The sequence below is a fragment of the Wolbachia endosymbiont (group A) of Philonthus cognatus genome, from assembly GCF_947251755.1.
GTDB lineage: Bacteria > Pseudomonadota > Alphaproteobacteria > Rickettsiales > Anaplasmataceae > Wolbachia > Wolbachia pipientis.
This window is the reverse complement of the sequence record NZ_OX366388.1, coordinates 743,309-761,217: the sequence shown is the minus strand read 5'-3', so window position 1 is coordinate 761,217 and position 17,909 is coordinate 743,309. Positions and strand designations below refer to the sequence as shown.

Annotated in this window: 8 protein-coding genes and 8 pseudogenes; 9 read left to right on the top strand and 7 right to left on the bottom strand. The window is 35.3% G+C overall.

What is annotated here, in order from left to right:
* Positions 1–527: 527 nt before the first annotated feature.
* Positions 528–1,634 (bottom strand): annotated as a pseudogene (locus tag OPR21_RS03720) (AIR synthase-related protein); the annotation flags it as partial.
* A 364-nt stretch (positions 1,635–1,998) separates the two neighbouring features.
* On the opposite strand from OPR21_RS03720, the gene OPR21_RS03715 reads away from it, so the two are divergent.
* Positions 1,999–2,151 (top strand): hypothetical protein, encoded by a 153-nt coding sequence (locus OPR21_RS03715; RefSeq protein ID WP_265030227.1) that lies wholly within the window; start codon positions 1,999–2,001, stop codon positions 2,149–2,151.
* Positions 2,136–3,092, top strand: a complete 957-nt coding sequence (locus OPR21_RS03710) for an IS5 family transposase (RefSeq protein WP_265029893.1) — start codon at positions 2,136–2,138, stop codon at positions 3,090–3,092. Before OPR21_RS03715 ends, OPR21_RS03710 begins: the two co-directional genes overlap by 16 nt.
* Before the next feature lie 45 nt (positions 3,093–3,137).
* Here the strand turns inward: OPR21_RS03710 and OPR21_RS03705 are convergent.
* Positions 3,138–4,532, bottom strand: a pseudogene (locus OPR21_RS03705) (AIR synthase-related protein); the annotation flags it as partial.
* A gap of 398 nt (positions 4,533–4,930) precedes the next feature.
* A pseudogene (locus OPR21_RS03700) lies at positions 4,931–5,404 on the bottom strand (phosphoribosylformylglycinamidine synthase); the annotation flags it as partial.
* Between the two features lie 108 nt (positions 5,405–5,512).
* Between OPR21_RS03700 and OPR21_RS03695 the strand changes: the two are divergent.
* On the top strand, positions 5,513–8,329 hold the full coding sequence (locus tag OPR21_RS03695) for a WPE palindromic element domain-containing protein (protein WP_186809130.1): 2,817 nt from the start codon (positions 5,513–5,515) through the stop codon (positions 8,327–8,329).
* A 116-nt stretch (positions 8,330–8,445) separates the two neighbouring features.
* On the opposite strand, the pseudogene OPR21_RS03690 reads toward OPR21_RS03695, so the two are convergent.
* Positions 8,446–8,804: pseudogene (locus OPR21_RS03690) on the bottom strand (IS5 family transposase); the annotation flags it as partial.
* Between the two features lie 80 nt (positions 8,805–8,884).
* Here OPR21_RS03690 and OPR21_RS03685 point away from each other — a divergent pair.
* Positions 8,885–10,171 (top strand): annotated as a pseudogene (locus OPR21_RS03685) (IS4 family transposase).
* Here OPR21_RS03685 and OPR21_RS03680 read toward each other — a convergent pair.
* Together OPR21_RS03680 and OPR21_RS03675 are read right to left on the bottom strand one after the other, a co-directional pair.
* Positions 10,167–10,463: pseudogene (locus tag OPR21_RS03680) on the bottom strand (transposase); the annotation flags it as partial. The pseudogenes OPR21_RS03685 and OPR21_RS03680 sit on opposite strands and share 5 nt — an antisense overlap.
* Before the next feature lie 22 nt (positions 10,464–10,485).
* Positions 10,486–11,318 (bottom strand): annotated as a pseudogene (locus OPR21_RS03675) (IS5 family transposase).
* A gap of 215 nt (positions 11,319–11,533) precedes the next feature.
* Here OPR21_RS03675 and OPR21_RS03670 point away from each other — a divergent pair.
* The 3 genes and pseudogenes from OPR21_RS03670 to OPR21_RS03660 all read left to right on the top strand — a co-directional run bounded on the left by OPR21_RS03670 (position 11,534) and on the right by OPR21_RS03660 (position 13,877).
* On the top strand, positions 11,534–12,865 hold the full coding sequence (locus OPR21_RS03670; protein ID WP_077188164.1) for a DNA recombination protein RmuC: 1,332 nt from the start codon (positions 11,534–11,536) through the stop codon (positions 12,863–12,865).
* An 84-nt stretch (positions 12,866–12,949) separates the two neighbouring features.
* Positions 12,950–13,144 (top strand): annotated as a pseudogene (locus OPR21_RS03665) (IS256 family transposase); the annotation flags it as partial.
* Between the two features lie 589 nt (positions 13,145–13,733).
* Complete coding sequence (locus OPR21_RS03660) at positions 13,734–13,877, top strand: hypothetical protein (protein WP_153296793.1); 144 nt, start codon at positions 13,734–13,736, stop codon at positions 13,875–13,877.
* 27 nt (positions 13,878–13,904) lie between these two features.
* Here the strand turns inward: OPR21_RS03660 and OPR21_RS03655 are convergent, their stop codons facing one another.
* On the bottom strand, positions 13,905–15,077 hold the full coding sequence (locus OPR21_RS03655; RefSeq protein WP_077188163.1) for an NADH-quinone oxidoreductase subunit D: 1,173 nt from the start codon (positions 15,075–15,077) through the stop codon (positions 13,905–13,907).
* 275 nt (positions 15,078–15,352) lie between these two features.
* Here OPR21_RS03655 and OPR21_RS03650 point away from each other — a divergent pair, with 275 nt between their 5' ends.
* Together OPR21_RS03650 and OPR21_RS03645 are read left to right on the top strand one after the other, a co-directional pair.
* Entirely contained in the window at positions 15,353–16,531 is a 1,179-nt protein-coding gene (locus OPR21_RS03650; protein WP_038249924.1) for an aspartate aminotransferase family protein, read from the top strand.
* Positions 16,532–16,619: 88 nt separating this feature from the next.
* The gene (locus OPR21_RS03645) at positions 16,620–17,903 is read left to right on the top strand and encodes an HlyC/CorC family transporter (RefSeq protein WP_265030226.1); all 1,284 of its coding nucleotides are present in this window, start codon (positions 16,620–16,622) and stop codon (positions 17,901–17,903) included.
* The last annotated feature ends 6 nt before the right edge of the window (positions 17,904–17,909 follow it).

The following is a 17,909-nucleotide window of genomic DNA, read 5'->3' as shown; positions in this document are numbered from 1 at the left end:
CACATAAGAAAACTTAAAAATTAAATCTCTAATGTATATTGATAAGCATTTACCTGCAGAAAATTTGTATAGTAATCCAACACATACAACGGCACTATCAACCACTGATGCTATAATTAAAGTAATGAAATTTGCCATATGAAAATTCAACTTGGACTTCAATTTTTCAAAAATAATTATGCTTGAGAGAAGAGATACTAAAATTGCAGTATATGAAATCAATATCATCAAATTAAAACTTTGCCATTTAAAAACACAACATAGCGCTGTACACACTATTAAGTTGTACGTAGCTTTGCTTCTGCCATAAAATTCAACCATTGAATTTACAACTAAAGCAGCTCCCACAAATAAGGCAGCACATATCATCAATTTATTTGAAGTGTTGAGTAAAGAAAGACTGATAAACAGGAGTATCGATAAAATAGACATAATTACCTACCCAAAATTAATAACATACATTCATTCTAAATAAACATTACATATAGTAAAAGAGTTATTTAGCATAATAAGAAAAATATTTTATATTAGCATGCCACATCTTTCAGATCTACTTTTAAAACATCCTTTATGTTTAGCACCTTTTTCTCTGTTACTTTGCCAATACATGAATAAACTGCACCTTCAAACAATTCTTCAAACCTCTTCTGATTTTGTGGTGCAATAGTAACCAAAATTCTACTTTGCGATTCAGAAAACATTATTATCTTGTTTATTATGTCTGTATTTTGTATTTTTCCTATTGGCACTAGTGAAAGATCGATTTCAGCACCAAGGTCTCCTGCAATTAGCGATTTTGCCAGAGCAATAACTAATCCGCCTAAGTTTGGTGCAATTGCAGAGGCAATTATGCCATCTTTTATTGCCTGGTTGTAACGCTCATACAACTTCCTAGCGCTCTTTGCATCAACTTTTGGTACGTTGTTATTACCTATTCCACTATATAACTGATATTCAGATCTACCAAGTTCATCAAGTGTTTCTCCAAGTACATATATCAAGTCTCCCGGCATTTTCACATCAAGCGATACCGCATTTTCAATATTTTCTATAATTCCAATTGCTGAGATGAGTAATGAAGGTGGTGCGGAGATTATCACTTTCTCGCCATTTTCATCATATCCCTTGAAGTCATTGAACATACTGTCTTTTCCGGATATGAATGGTGTTTTAAATGCAGTTGCAAAGTCGTAACAAGCCTCTGCAGCTCTCTTTAGCTGCCATAGCCTTTCTGGATTATAAGCATCACACCAGCAAAAATTGTCGAGCAACGCTAGATGATTTATATTTCCTCCTGCGGCTACATAGTTGCGTATCGCGGTGTCAATTGCACATGCTGCCATGTGGTAGGTGTCAATTTCTCCATAACTTGAGCCAAATCCTTGCGATTTTACAACACCTTTATTTGAAGAAAGAACAGGCCTTGAGACAATAGCTTCGCTGCACATTCTTCCCTTGCCTTGCAGTGGTTTTAACACTGACGATCCTTGAACCTCATGATCATATTGCACCACTATGAACTCTTTGCTGCAAATGTTTGGTCTGCTCAGCATTTCTTTTAGTTCAGTTTCTTGGCTTGATGTCATGCAAGTAGCTGACACGCAAAGGGTGTCATGCAAGTAGCTGACACTGGAATGGCTTTGTTGCATCGCTACTTATGAAAGGCTAACTATAATTAGGATTATAAGCAACCTATTGAAAATCTTGTTTTTTTGCAATCAATCTGATCAAATTTAAGAATAGTAATTTATTATTTATATTAATAAATTTAATTCTATTGAAAATAGCTAAAGCATTGAAATTCTTGAATTTTAGCCGGATTAGTGAGTGGTAGTGAAATTTCTTTTACTCAAATTTAGGTATTCACTGACCGTTCTTGTTATAAATACCAGAATAATAAGCTACTGATATTCTCCACCTTTTTTATCTTTAATCCATCATAGCTAGCGATGCAACAAAGCCCACTGGAATCCATTTCACATTCAATTCCACCATTAGATGAGTTTTGGCGTAAAATGTTTGCAGGCTTTACCTGCTGGATCCCAGTGGGCTTTGTTGCATCGCTCAAGTGAAAAGAACTGGCAGTTACTGACAAAATTCATTATAAATAGCGATTTAACTGTTGAAGAAAAAATATGCCACAAAAAATGAGGGTCAGTAACCATAGCGAATATAACAAATTTCTAGAAAAAAGAGGAAATATTTTTCATTATATCAACGAAGCCATAGAAAAGTGGTACGAGAATGGTCCAAAAATACCAGGTGGCAACAATATTTATAGCGATAAAGTTGTAATTTTGGTGCACATAATAACTTGTTTATTTAGAATAGGCCTGAGGCAAACAGTTGGGTTTATAGCAGGATACCTTGAGCAAATTGGGAAAAATTTGCAAGTTATCAGCTATTCACAATCATCAAGAAGGTTTAAGAAACTCAATATTAAGATCAATGATTGCAGAATTGATAAAAATAATATGGAAGATATCGAAATTGCTATAGACAGTACAGGAATTAGTATATACAACAACACTCCTGGTCATAGCAAAGAAAATAGCGAAGATAGAAAGTATCGCAGCTATGAACAGACAAGAAAATTGCATGTAATGTTGAATACAAACAGCAAAAAAGCCATAGCTGTAAAATACAGTAACGGTGTCTACTCTGATCACTATGGAGCTTGTGATTTGCTAAAAGAAGTCGATTTTCAGTATGTCATAAAAGTACTATATGCAGATAGGGCATATGACAGAGAAAAGCTCTATAAGCTGTGTAATCAATATGGTATAAAAACGAAAATTCCTCCGAAAAACAACGCAGCAGAGCATCCAAAGTTAGACTATATGGCTGAGAGAAATTCTGCAGTCAAGCTCATAAAGTCATATGATGAAGATGGTATAAAGAAGTGGAAAAAAGAGATGAGTTATGGAAAAAGATCTTATATAGAAGGTTTTTTCTCGCGATTAAAAAAGACATTTGGGTTTAGTTTTAGGAGCAAATCTGAAATTAATCGTGAGAAGGAACTGCTACTCAAGTGTTATTTGCTTAACAAATTTACTGAAATAGGCATGGCTAAGTTTGAGATAGCTTCATGAATTTATTGTACGTTACCTACTATCCGAAGAGCGATGCAACAAAGCCATCCCAGTGTCAAGCACTGGGATGACAGGAAAGGATACAGCAGACTCCTTAGACCACGGCTTTGTCTGTAAATGCACTTTAGGATTACCATCATGCAGAAATTCAGTTCCGATATCCATTATTACTTTCCCTTTAGGACATTTAACAACAGCTTTACCACTCTCATTGAACTCTCCAATCACACAAACCTCCACATCATGTTTTTTCATGATTTGCTTAAACATAGGGAGATTTTCTTCTGGCACTGCTAAGGTCATTCTCTCTTGTGATTCTGATATCCATATTTCCCACGGAGCCATACCATCGTTTTTAAGGAGAACCTTGCTCAAATCAACTTCAAATCCGTCTTTTCCCATTTCACCAATAGATGATGATAGACCGCCTGCTCCATTATCCGTTATTGCATTATAAAGATCAAGATCTCTTGCTTCCAAGGCGGCGTTGGATAATTTTTTTTGTGTTATAGGGTCACCAATTTGCACAATTGTTGAAGGGCTGTTTCCCGACAAAGCCTCTGAGGAAAACGTTGCACCGTGAATTCCGTCCCTTCCAACTCTTCCGCCAATAATTACGATTTTATCGCCGTTTTTAGGCCCTTTGATGTGTGAAGGTGCGTTATTTATGTTGCGTGGAATAATTCCGACACTGCCAACAAAGACTAACGGCTTTCCACAAAATCTATCGTCAAAATATACCGATCCAAGTTGTGTTGGAATACCAGAGCAATTACCAGCAACATTAACACCGTGAATCACTTCTTTCATTATATATTTTGGCGGTAAGATCTCATCAGTGCGCTCTTTATCCCTATAAAACTTGCCTTTTGCTTCTTTGGCAAAGCAAAAGTAATAGGTATTCATTATAGGCTCTGCGCCTTTACCGAAACCAACTATATCACGATTTACTCCAAGCACTCCAGTCATTGCTCCACCAAATGGATCAAGAGCTGAAGGGCTATTGTGAGTTTCAACTTTATCTACAATCAAGTAATCGTCATCAAAAATTATTCCTCCTGCGTTGTCAGAGAAAACTGACACACATATGTCAGAATTTATCTCACGCGTTGCACGCTTGATATAATGTGCGTATAGGCCATCTTTTATTTCATCAATGGGAGAGCAAAAGATATTGTGCTTACAATGTTCAGACCAAGTTTGTGCTAGGGACTCAAGTTCAATATCATATGGATTTCTATTAAGTTTTTTAAAGTAATCCTTTATAGCTTTCATTGCTGCCAGAGAGAGCCCTAAAGTGCCATTACCATCGATTCCATCTCTGCTGATCTTTTCAAGCTCTTGGTCACTTACATTGAGGTCAACGGACTTAGTACTATCCTCTGTCATCCCAACCCTACCTTCTGTCATTCCAGTGCTTGACACTGGAATCCAGTTTTCATTATACAATTGCTTGAAATTTTCTGGATCCCAGTGGGCTTTGTTGCATCGCTACTTATGAAAGGCTAACTATAGTTAGGATTATAAGCAACCTATTGAAAATCTTGTTTTTTTGCAATCAATCTGATCAAATTTAAGAATAGTAATTTGTTATTTATATTAATAAATTTAATTCTATTGAAAATAGCTAAAGCATTGAAATTCTTGAATTTTAGCCAGATTAGTGAGTGGTAGTGAAATTTCTTTTACTCAAATTTAGGTATTCACTGACCGTTCTTGTTATAAATACCAGAATAATAAGCTACTGATATTCCCTATCTTTTTTATCTTTAATCCATCATAGCTAGCGATGCAACAAAGCCATCCCAGTGTCTGGGCACTGGGATGACACCTTTTAATTTACCGTAATGCCTCCAATAGCAATTGCCGTTTTCTTTATAAACAAGAATGCAATACTCAGTGATAGGATTAAATTCTTGTTTTATATCATCTTCAGTTGCTTGACTTAGAATCAATTTTGAACTTCTTGCTTTTATACAAACATTTTCATCAATGTAGTCCTTGTTTATTAAATATTCTCTAACAATTTGTTTCGCTGTGTTGCCTACATTGTCAGTCATGCCAGGTAAAAAGCTTATCTCCAAGCCCCACTTTGCTTGTGGTTCTATGAAGTTATATTGAACTTCTTCAAGGTTTTCATTGTAGGAATAATAACGGCAGTCTTGTATGACTTTATTATAAAATAGCCCACAAATTTCTTCATGTAATTTTGATGGTAATTCTTTGCTTATGTAAATCAAGTAAACATTAACTACCCTTCTGCGGCCAAATTGTTCACATTTATTTAAAACTTCTATTCTGATGTTTGCCATGTAATATTGTGAAAGACTTTAATATATCATAGCATAAGAAACTGCGAGCACATTTATATTTTAAATAATTTCTATACAATAAAAGTATTGTATTAATTGTTACTGTTAGTGGGAAGAGTTTTTACTGTTAATGTGGATGAATCCCTTTTTGATGTGCTGGTTCAGCACATATTTTCTGAATATGAAAGAGAAAAAATTCCCGAGATAAAGGTCATACTTCCTTGCAAGAGGGATGTGATAGCGCTGCTGAGTGCATTCAAGAATTATAACGCTGAAAAATGCATAATTTTGCCAGAGATAGTTTCGCTAGAGAACATTGATGAGGAAGATTTAATATTAAATCTTGATAGAGTTAAAGTTATAAGTCCAATAAAAAGGACGCTGCTACTCATTCAATTCATATTGGAATGGAATAGAAAAAATAATGATAATTTCCCAATTGATTTAGCTTATAGCCTGCCATCATTGCTTGATAAAATTCAATCTACCCAAACAACGGATTGTTATCAATTTGATGAACATTCAAAAAAAATAGAGAATTTCATAAGCTTACTCACTGAGACTTGGAGTAAAACTTTAAAAGATTTAGAAGTAGTAGATATATTAAAACATAAGAGTGATTACATAAACAATATGATAACCTCTTTACAAAAAGACCAACATATAATCTTTGTTGGAATTGGAAAGGATAAGTCGTTAATTAAGGCTATATATGATCTGCCATTTGGAAAAATAATTTTGCCTAACCTGAATTTGAAAATTAAAGAGAAAGACTGGAAATTGCTTGATAAAAAACACTATCAATATTGCCTGAAAGATCTACTCGATTATTTAAAAGTGGATAGAAGGGATGTTAGTTTTCTGCCAGAAGCGTGTTCTGGTGTCATCCCAGTGCCCAGACACTGGGATCCAGAAAACTTAACTTTAAATGAGCGCACCAGGTGGCTGTATAATGAAAACTGGATCCCAGTGTCAGCTACTTGGATGACAGAAGAAAGGGCTGGGATAACAGGAAGTCCTGAGGAATATCTAGATTACGTCTTTGATACAACTGCCGATCTAAGCAAAGTTAGTAGTGGACATGTTGGCAATATTGAAGTCATCACTTGTGATTCCAGAGAGGAAGAAGCACAAGTGACATCATTAATTATAGAAAATGAAGGTTATGAAAACATTTCTTTGGTCGTCTTTGATAAATTACTTGCAGCTCGTATAGCATGTTTATCAAGGCAACACAGTGCCATACCGGAAAATTACCCTTATATAACGCTTCTGCTTTATAGTATCGAAGTTTTGACCTCAAATTGGAGCAGTGTGTCATTACTTTCGCTCCTTAAACATAGGCTAGTGACTTTTGGTTACACTCAAGAAGAGTACACTCGGATTTTATCTGAATTTGAAATAGAGATATTACGCAACTTTAGTACAAATGGCCTGAGCGATATTATAAATGCTATCAATGCCCATAAAAAGCTAAAATACAAAGAAGATATATTACTTATTATCAGTAAGTTAGAGGTTATATTTAATCCTTTACTTCGTTCTATAAATTGCTCTATTTTTGATGTGGTAGCAACTCATTTGCAGTGTATTAATATATTATCTGGTATAAATTTTTCAGAGCTAAATAGTGAAATAGGTAATTTTACCTGTAATTTTTCAAATGCATGTGAGGGTGTAGAAATTAAATGCTCCTTAGAGTTATATAGCCAAATTCTGACCTTATTTTTAGAGAAAGAGTTTTTCTCTGTAGCAAGTGACTTGAATAAATTCAGCTTATATCACAACAAAGTTGTGATACTTGCTGGATTTAATGAAGCGCCAAGCTTTCAAAGTCCGCTTTTGAATGCACTTACGAGAGAAAAATTTAATCTTCCTTCTGCGCAAGAAGAGCAGGGGTATTTTTTTTATACTTTACACAATTTGTTTTGTGCAAGTAAGGTTTATATTACAAGATCGCTAAGCCATAGAAAACCAATGCTATTGCAGCGTTTGGAAATTCTGTTGCAGGGGTCAAAATATCCTTATCGTGATTGGCTAAGGATATTAAATACGCCTGAATGTACTGTTCCATGTACTCAGCCTATGCCAAAACCTCAAACCGAAGTTAGAAAAGAAAAAATGCAGGTGATGTCTTGCAGTGCAATAGAAAAGCTAATTCGTAATCCTTATTCATTTTACGTTGAGTATATACTGGGCCTTAAACAATTAAGAGACTTGAATTTTAAGCCATCGATATTGGAATTTGGCACTATGGTACACAACATTCTTGCAAGATATTTACGCAACAAAAAATCTCCAATGAGCATTGCACGAGAAGCATTCTCGACTAGTCAGTTTAATTTTTCAAATATGTGGTGGGTAAGACTACAAAAGATAATTCAATCTTTTGTCGAATTTGATGAAACTCGAAGCAATTATGTTGAGTTGGAAAAGAGCTTTTCCTGTCCGATATTTCATATTCCAGCGCGTGACACTGGTTCTTGTGATCAGTATGAAACTGCTTGGATGACGAATAGAGATCTGATCCCACAAGAAATCTTACTGACAGCAAGATGTGATAGAGTTGAGTATCTACCAAGTGGGCAAGTAGCAATTATAGACTATAAGCTTGGTACACCACCTTCCAATGAAGAAGTGATGTCGGGGTTTTTTCCGCAATTAATTTTACAAGCCTTAGCGGTAGAACATATAACAAAAAGAGAAGTCTCAGAACTTGCTTATTGGAAACTTGATTATGATAAAATAAAAGTTATTTCTATACAAAATTATAGATACAAAATGCAAGAATTAAAAAATGATCTGCCTGGTTTTTTATCTAACTATTTAAGTGATTCCACACCCTTTATTGCCTCTCCATATTTTGATAAATTCTTGAGATTTAACAGCTATAAACAGCTAGAAAGGGTAGGAGAGTGGTTGTAAATGGTGTCATCCGAGTACCTGACACTGGTTTCTATCCAAAAGGGTGTCATCCCAGTGCTTGACACTGGGATGGCTTTGTTGCATCACACTTTATGAGATGGTGATTTATGGTAAATTCATGTAACTATCTCAAATTTAGCCATACCAATATCAGTGAATTTATTAAGCAAATAGCATTTAGTTCTTTTTCTCGATTTATCTCAGATTTATTCCTAAAACTAAATCCGAATATTTGCTTTAATCTTGAGAAAAACCCTTCAATATAAGATCTTTTCCCATAATTTACTTCTTTTTTCCATTCTTTCATGCCATCTTCACCGTATAATTTTATTAACCTAATAGCAGCATTCCTGTCAGACATATAATCTATTTCTGGATGTTCTGCCGCATTGTTTATTGGTGGAATTTTTGTCTTTATATCATATTTGTTACACAACTTATAAAACTTGTGCCTATCACATGCTCCATACGCGTCAAGTTAAGGAAATAAAGGTATGAAAGAGATAGAATAATAAGGTATAAGTTCTCCCAGATATACTTTTAGTGAGAGAACCAATGAATAAAATAACTTGCTTATCAAAAAAGCTCAAAGAATTTTTTAATGAAAAAGCAGAGAAAATCTCAATTACAACAAGGTTTATAAAAAGAAAGAGAAAGCTAAAAGGTTCATCATTCGTAAAAGCCATGGTCTTGGGTAATATAGGAGTTGATAATTGTAGCGTAGAAACAATGTGTCAATTACTAAACGAGGACTCGATAGATATAACAAAACAAGGTTTGGATTTTAGATTTACTGAAGAAGCAGTGGAATTTATGAAAAGGATGTATAATGAATCTGTGGTTCTCTTTAAAAATATCTTGCAAGTTGATTGCAAAATCTTACAGCAATTTAATAGTGTTAAATTATTGGACAGTAGCTATATTACTCTACCTAACAGTATGGAAGAGATGTATAAAGGTTATGGTACTAGCTACAGTGGCTATGAAAGCAATACTAAGTCTGGAATAAAGTTACAATTAGTTTTCGATTACATGAATCAGATAATAGACCAACTTAATTTAACGGAGGGAATAAGATCAGACCAGGGATATAGGAAACATTTAAGTAATATATCAAGCAATGATTTGCTAATATCTGATCTCGGTTATTTTGTGCCAAGTTCTTTTAAACAAATCAATGAAATAGGAGCTTATTTCATAAGTCGTCGATACCAACGTATATGATGTAGAAACAAATCAAAAAATGGAGTTATTAGAATGTTTAGAGGATAAGTTATTTTTAGAAAACGAGGTATTGTTAGGAAAAGAAGCAAAAATTAGAGTAAGAATTATATGTCAGAAACTAACTGAAGAACAGTCTATAGCCAGAAGAAGGAAAGCTAATAGATTAGCAAGATCGCAGGATCCTCTAAAAGAAATCAAAAATTGTTGAATTGGTATAACTAATGTTCCAGAAAATAAAATTAGTGCTGAGCAAGTATTACAGAGTAAGGTGGCAAATTATTTAAATTGTATAAAAGTCATATCAGGCTTGATAAGCTAAAAGGAAAGCCATGCAGAGTATTATGTGAACTATATGCTAAATTGTGCGCAATTCTTATATTTTACGGCATAGTTGGTTGCACAGAAGTGAAAAAGAATACAGAACTTAGCTTAACAAAGGCATTTATTGAGCTAAAAAGGCGGGTTAGAGAGTTATTTTTAGTATTAACCAAGATTAATAGTTTAAAAGCATTTCTTAAAAAACTCACTATAACTTGGTCGCGATTTTCATTAAAAGACAAACGTAGAAGGGCTAGAGTATCCACTTTAACCTCTCTAAATTTGCTCACAATCTCTTAACTTGACGCGTATGATCACATGCTCTATCTGCATATAGTGCTTTTATGGCATGCTGAAAATCAACTTCTTTTAGCAAATCACAAGCTCCATAGTGATCAGAGTAGACACCGTTACTGTATTTTACAGCTATGGCTTTTTTGTTGTTTATATTCAACATTACGTGCAATTTTCTCGTTTGCTCATAGCCACGATATTTTCTGTCAGTGCTATTTTCCTTGCTGTGACCAGGAGTGTTGTTGTATATACTAATTCCTGTACTGTCTATAGCAATTTCGATATCTTCCATATTAGAGGTTGTCCGGAAACTAGTAAATTCAAGCATATTCCCTCTTTAACATAACCCTACTCATAGCTAGGTATATGAAATTCTCAGTGGATGTTGTGAGTAAATCATACTCCTTCGATAGCCTTCTATTCCTATTAACCCAAGCAAAAGTCCTTTCTACAACCCATCTTCTTGGCTGTACTTTAAACCCTTGTTCTCTTGTTGGTAGTAGCTCAGGTGGCGTATCTTTGTGCACCCAAAATCTACATGGAGGCCTTGTAACAATTTCAATATCTATGTCATATTCTTCCTTTATGTGATTCTTTAAATTTCTTCCTTGGTATCCCATGTCAGCCCACATTTTTTTAACTTTAGTATATTTTGTTCTCATATTGTTTAATGCTATTTTAATACCATCTCTATCATTTTCGTTAGCAGCGCCTACGTAACAACCTAGTATAAAACCCTGAGTGTCTGTAATTATATGCCTTTTTCTACCCTTTACTTTTTTACTTCCATCATAGCCTTTGATCCCCCCTTTTCTGTAGTCTTTACAGATTGACTATCTACTATACAGGCACTCGGCTGCTCATTCCTTCCTATTTTTCTTCTACTATATTTTGTAATTTCATAATTCATTTTCTCAAAAATTCCCTGCTTCTTCCATTGCCTGAACTGCTCATACACAGTCTTCCATAGCGGAAAATCATTTGGTAAATACCGCCATTGACACCCTGTACGCAATACATAGAAAATTGCTTCTAATATTTCTCTTTTGCTATACTTTGGCGGCCTTCCTCCTTTCTTGTATGATACTCTGAAGTGTTTTTCTATTCTTGCCCATTCCCTTTCGCTTAGATCTGTTGGATACTTTTTTCTCATCTTTACCCCGTACTAAAATTTCAGATATTATAGCCTTTTACTTGTTTCCGGACAACCTCTAACTATTGCATTCCTGCACAATTTATTCTCATGATAAAAACGTCTTAACTTTCTCTCTGCTTTTTCTGGGTAAGGTCACCTCTTTAGGTGCTCCTTTTTTCTTTCTTATACACAGAAAAATCATATAGAATTGTAAATACAGCTTTTTTATTCTGATGCTTTTCAATTCTATAGCTCTGGTTGTCTCTCTATTACTATTTTTCTACATTATCGTAAAAAAACTGAGCGAAAAGAAAGCAAACCTTGAGGGTAATTTATGTAAATTAGAGCAAGAACTTCAAGAAACAAAGCAAACTTTGCTTACGAAGAATGAAGAAATAGTTGATTTAAGGGTCAAAAGAGCAGAACTTGAAGTAACTCTGCAAAAAGAACGTGAGGAAAAGAAAAAGGAAATAGAATTACTAACAAAAGCAGAGGAGAGATTAACAAACACTTTTAAAGCGCTCTCTCTTGATGCTTTGCAAACAAATAACAATAATTTTCTGAACTTAGCAAAGGAAGTAATCGATAGTAAATTAAAAGAAACGGAAAGCGATTTCAAAAAAAGACAAGCAACGATCAACGAAGTTGTAACTCCAATAAAAGAAAAATTAGAAAAATTCGATAATGAAATACGTGAGCTAGAAAAGGAGAGGGTAGGGGCCTATGAAGGTTTAAAGGAGCAAATTGGAGCGCTGATGAACCAAACTTCCAACCTTGCTAATGCCCTGAGGAAACCTCACATTAGGGGCAAATGGGGTGAAATGCAACTCAAAAGAGTGGTAGAAATGGCAGGAATGATTGAGTATTGCGATTTTTTTACTCAGCCGTCAGTGATTGATAAAAACGAGGATAATTTATTGCGTCCTGATTTAATAATCAAAATGCCATCTGGAAAGCAAATAATAATAGATGCTAAAGTGCCGCTTGATTCTTACATGGATGCTATATCACAAAATGATTTGCAAATACAAAAGGAGAAATTAAAGAACCATTCCCTGGCAATAAAAAAACACATAAATGACTTGGGTAAAAAAGAGTATTGGAATCAATTTGAAAATACGCCAGAACTTGTGGTGCTTTTCTTAACAGGGGAGGGGGTTTTTAGCGCAGCACTGGAATATGAGCCTGCTTTGATAGAGATTGGAGTGGAAAAAAAAGTGATCATTGCAACACCGATCACTCTAATTGCGTTGCTGAGAGCAATAGCGTATGGATGGAAGCAAGAGATGATAGCTGAAAACGCAAAGAAAATCAGTGAACTAGGTCATATTTTATATGAGCGCATTTGCACAATGGGTGAAAACTTTGATAATTTGCGCAGGAGCTTAAAAAGTGCTGTTGATCATTATAATAAAACTGCTGGCTCTCTTGAAGCAAGGGTGTTTCCTGCTGCTCGAGAATTCAATAAGCTTGGTATACATGCAAAAAATAAAAGTTTAAGTGCTGCAAAGGAATTAGAGTCTTTACCACGCAGTTTACATACTGAGGAGCTGAAAGTAGATTAGGCATCTTAACAGGGAATGTTCAAAAAAGTGTGTCAAACCAAAAAAAAAGTAATAAATTGATATAAAAAAAATGGAGGTTTGACAATGAGTCAGAAAGTAGTAAACAGAACTACCGGTTTGGTAGATTACAAAGAACTGGAAGCAAATATACTGTCATCAATAAGGGAAGGCAGACCATTAACAGGAAGGGATGGAGCATTTACACCATTTATAAAAAAGCTGCTGGAGGCAAGTTTGGAAGGTGAAATAGAAAATCACTTATTAGCTGAAAGTGAAGAGAGGGTTTGGTTGGAAGAAGTGGAGTAGCGAATGGATATACAAAACGCTGGGTCTATATTCAGACTACAGAATAAGGTATTACAAACCGAAAGCATCACCAGCACAATATGTTATAAACTTTGGTAAAGAATCTGCTAGGAAAGCGTAGTGCGGATGCTGCGTTTGACGAGGCGGGAGCTGGAAACGTTAACATGGGAATTTGGATTGAGGCCTATTGTGAAAACAATGGATCAGCCACCAAACCCTAAAGTAGGCGCGCCAGTTCTTGACCCTACATATTTTTTTGAAGGTTAAATCCAGCTTAGGGTCGAGAAACTTAGATAAAGCCATAGCCAAAGTGCTTAAAAATATTAATAATTATACACACAATTATTCAACCATATTTTTGAAGATAGCTATGCCGCCGCGGTATCTCTTAGCCGCTAACAAGTAGCGGGATGACGATTGTTGGTAAATCTAAGTCAGTTTAGCTATAGGCAGCAATTTTCTGTATTTATTTTAAATTGAAGGAAGCTCAAATGAAAGATCATGTTTTGCTAAAAATCACAGAATGCAGTCTAACAGTGAACGGTTACGCTTTTGATCAAAAATGTTGTATAGTACACAATCAATTTTTCTGGATCCAAGTAGTCAAGGCACTGCCTTTGTGTTTGAGGCAAAATCGGCTATAACACTTAACATACTGCCTTTGCAAACAAATGTTCGTACAGTTATGTGTCAGCTACTTGCATGACGCCATTGCCTGAACGGGTACCAATGATTACCTATCAATCTCACCAAAAACTATATCGAGTGAGCCAATAATTGCTGCAACGTCAGCAAGCATGTGTCCTTTTGCCATAAAGTCTAAGGCTTGTAAATGCGCAAAGCCAGGTGCTCTTATTCGGCACCTATAAGGTCTATTGGTACCATCTGAAACTATATACACTCCAAACTCACCTTTTGGTGCCTCAACAACTGCGTAAGCCTCACCTTCTGGTACGTGATATCCTTCTGAATAGAGCTTAAAATGGTGAATCAGAGCTTCCATAGATTTTTTCATCTCTGCTCTTGACGGTGGAGAAATTTTTCTATCTTCAGTTTTTATTTGCCCTTCAGGCATTTTCTCTATGCACTGCTTCACCAAACTGATAGATTGCCTAATCTCTGCCATTCTAACTAGATAACGGTCATAACAGTCGCCATTTTGGCCGATCGGTATATCAAAATCTAGTTGATCATATATCTCATATGGCTGGCTTTTTCGCAAATCCCAAGCAAGCCCAGCAGCGCGCAACATTGGGCCACTAAAGCCCCAATCAAGTGCCTGTTTAATTGATATTGCACTAATTCCTACAGTGCGTTGCTTCCATATCCTATTTTCTGTTAAAAGTTCATCAACATCGTCTATATATTTTGGAAATTGCTCTATAAACTTTGCAATATCCTCAATCAAATCTTCTGGAACATCTGCTGCAATTCCACCTGGCCTGATGTAAGCTGCGTGAAACCTTGCACCTGAAGCTCTTTCGTAAAATTCCAGTATTTTTTCTCTTTCTTCAAAGAGCCATAAAAGAGGGGTCATTGCTCCAACATCAAGTGCTTGAGAAGAAACGTTCAGTAAATGATTTAGTATTCTCGTCAGTTCACAAAACAAGACACGTAAATACTTTGCCCTAATTGGCACTTCACATTGCAACAATTTCTCCACACAAAGTGAATATGCATGCTCTTGTGACATTGGTGATACGTAATCAAGGCGATCAAAATAAGGCAAAGCTTGAAGATACGTTTTATGTTCTATTAATTTTTCAGTACCGCGGTGCAAAAGCCCAATATGGGGATCTGCCCTCTCGATCACTTCACCATCCATCTCTAAAACAAGACGCAACACTCCATGTGCAGCTGGGTGCTGAGGTCCAAAATTTAACATCATTGTCTTTAGATCGGGCATGTCCAGTAGTTTAAGATATTAAAATTGTATAGGCTAAAGTGCGCTCAAAGTCAATAAACTTCTTGCATAGGCTACAACTATCATTCAATAGAAACAAAAACTTTTACAATGGCTAATAAGTGTTGGTAAAACCAAGTCACTTTAGCTATAGAATGACAAAAAAGGTTTGCATTAGCCAAATTTTTAGTTGAAGTAGCATAAGAGGTTAAAGGAAAAGCTTTGTGTTAATGGATTCATTTCAGGTATAGTATAGATAATACCACAATACTTATAAAATGGATCATGTTGTTAATGCGTATAATAGACTTGACACTCCTATAGTCAGGGGAGAAGGGGCATATCTTTTTGATAAAGATGGTAAAAAATATTTAGATTTTGCTGCAGGTATTTCTACAACTTCTTTAGGGCATTGTCATCCATACATTACAGATAAGCTGAAAGAGCAATCGAGCTCATTATGGCACTGCTCTAACATTTTCACTATTCCCGAGCAAGAAAGGCTTGCCGAGCGTTTAACAACCCTTACTTTTGCAGATAAAGTTTTTTTCTGCTCAAGTGGGCTTGAAGCAACAGAAGCTGCAATTAAGTTTATTCGTCGTTACTTTTATTCAAAAGGGCAAGCAAAACGTAATCGTATTATTACAATTGAAGGAGGCTTTCATGGCCGCAGTATTGCTGCAATTTCTGCTGGAGGCAATGAAAAATCACGCGAAGGTTTTGCTCCGCTCCTTTCTGGTTTTGATAAAGTGCCAAGAAATGACATTAAAGCATTAGAAGAAAAAATCAACAATGAAATAGCTGCTGTATTTTTAGAGCCCATACAAAGCGAAGGTGGAGTATATCCACTAGACGTAGAATATCTTCAAAAAGTAAGGGAAATAACAAAAGCTCAAGGAATAATTTTGTGCTTTGATGAAGTGCAGTGCGGATATGGACGCATCGGTTCTTTATTTCATTATCAAAATGTCGGCATTGAACCTGATATGCTAACCTGTGCAAAAGCTATGGGTAACGGTTTTCCTTTAGCTGCATGTTTAGTGAAAGATTATATAGCAGAAGCAATCACTCCAGGAACTCATGGATCAACCTATGGTGGCAATCCACTTGCCATGACTGTTGGTAATGCAGTGCTCGATATAATGCTAAAAGAAGGCTTTTTTGATCATGTTAAAAAAATTAGTAAAGATTTAAAAGAAAAGCTGTTGCTTTTAGCTAAAGAATTTCCTGAGATGATTTTAGAAGTTCGTGGAGAAGGGTTACTAATGGGAATAGAACTAGCAACTCCTGTAGCTGATAAAATTATTAGTCGATCTCTTGATAAAGGTTTAATAATAACTAGGGTTTTAAACAACAAAGTAGTAAGGGTAACCCCACCACTTATCATTGAGGATGAGCATGTGAACGCAGCGTGTAATATGCTTTATGATTTGTTTTTTAAGATTAAAGGTATATAAAATTCGGCAATATAAATTCAGGCTTGCAAATGCCTCTCATAACATGTAAAATTAATTTTATTTTTTATCACAATAACATCGTACTTTAATGGATTGGTTATTGGTCTTAGTATCATCAGCAATTTTTGTTTTGTTAGTTTTATCGTTTTTGTTCTCAGGAGCAGAAATAGGCTTAACCTCAATTAGCCGTTCTCGAGTTAATAAGCTAAAGCTAGACGGTAACAAAAAAGCCAGGGTAATAGATCGCTTATTAAATAGGAAAGAATTGACAATAGGAACGGTATTGCTCGGCAATACAATTATTAATATTACTTGCTCTGCTTTATTTACAGCAATATTTATCAATCTTTTTGGAAATGAGGGCATTCTCCTATCAACAATTATAATGACATTTTGTATTTTATTGTTCTGCGAAGTTCTACCAAAAACTTATGCTATTCAAAATCCTGAAAAATTTGCATCATTTTCTGCTTATTTTGTATTGTTTTTTGTAAAGATTTTTTCTCCATTGACACTAGGTATTCAATTTATTGTTAACCTCATCCTAAAATTATGTGGGCTGCATAAAGATAAGGAAGTGATATCTGCAGCGGATGCAATGCGTAATATGATTACTCTTCACCGCAGTGAAGGAACTATGTTGCAACAGGATTTAGATATGCTAAGCAGCATACTTGATTTGGCTGAGACAGAGATATCACAAATTATGACCCATAGAAGAAACCTATTTTCTCTTGATATAGATCGGAATAAAGAAGAGTTAATAAGAGAGATTTTAACCAGCAGTCACAGTAGAGTACCTTTATGGCAGAAGGAACCAGATAACATTGTAGGTGTAATTCACGTGAAAGCTCTAATAAATGCTTTGCGTGAAAAGAATAATAAAGCGGAAGAAGTTGACATTACCCAAGTTATGTCAAGGCCTTGGTTCATACCAGAAAGTACACCGCTCAGCGTGCAACTTCACAACTTCCGTAAGAACAGGAAACACCTTGCATTTGTTATTGATGAGTATGGAGCACTGCAGGGAATTGTAACTCTTGAGGATATACTGGAAGAAATAGTTGGAGAAATTTCGGATGAACATGATTTGATTACGGAGAATTTTATAAAGAAAATATCTGATAATATGTATCACATAGAAGGAAAATCTACTATTAGGGACATTAACAGGCAGTTATACTGGAATCTCCCTGATGAAGAAGCTACAACTCTAGCAGGTATGATTGTAAATGAAATAGAGCGCATTCCTGACGAAGGCGAGGAGTTTTCCATGTATGGGTTTCGCTTTAAGATTTTAAAAAAAGATAAAAATATTATTACTGTTGTTGAAGTGCAAGTAAAAACTGGTAATACTAGTAGCAGCAATTAATTAGTG